The organism is Polaromonas sp. AER18D-145 (assembly GCF_002379095.1).
Classification (GTDB): domain Bacteria; phylum Pseudomonadota; class Gammaproteobacteria; order Burkholderiales; family Burkholderiaceae_C; genus Polaromonas.
Window position 1 is genome coordinate 1 of the sequence record NZ_NBZV01000120.1, and the last position, 701, is coordinate 701.

The window sequence follows — 701 nt, forward strand, 5'->3', positions numbered from 1 at the left end:
GAGGTCGGGACCGAAGGAAAACTCGGCGGCCAGGCCGACGTGCAGGGTGTGGCCGGCACATGGAAAGACCTGACCGATTCGGTCAACTCCATGGGTTCGAATCTGACGGCGCAGGTGCGCAACATCGCCGAGGTGACCAAGGCCGTGGCAGCGGGCGATTTGTCCAAGAAGATCACGGTGGACGTGAAGGGCGAGATCCTCGAGCTGAAAAACACCATCAACACCATGGTGGACCAGCTGAGTTCGTTTGCCTCCGAGGTCACCCGTGTGGCGCGCGAGGTCGGTACCGAAGGCAAACTCGGCGGCCAGGCCGACGTGCAGGGTGTGGCGGGCACATGGAAAGACCTGACCGATTCGGTCAACTCCATGGGTTCGAATCTGACGGCGCAGGTGCGCAACATCGCCGAGGTGACAACGGCGGTGGCGGCCGGCGACCTGTCCAAGAAGATCACGGTGGACGTGAAAGGCGAGATCCTCGAACTGAAAAACACCATCAACACCATGGTGGACCAGCTGAGTTCGTTTGCCTCCGAGGTCACCCGTGTGGCGCGCGAGGTCGGGACCGAAGGAAAACTCGGCGGCCAGGCCGACGTGCAGGGTGTGGCCGGCACATGGAAAGACCTGACCGATTCGGTCAACTCCATGGGTTCGAATCTGACGGCGCAGGTGCGCAACATCGCCGAGGTGACCAAGGCCGTGGC

1 protein-coding gene is annotated in these 701 nt (G+C 62.3%); it reads left to right on the top strand.

Translation table 11 applies throughout. The features are described 5' to 3' along the window. Positions 1-701: HAMP domain-containing protein (locus tag B7G52_RS23120; protein WP_170954865.1), on the top strand; the 701-nt coding region annotated here is incomplete at both ends.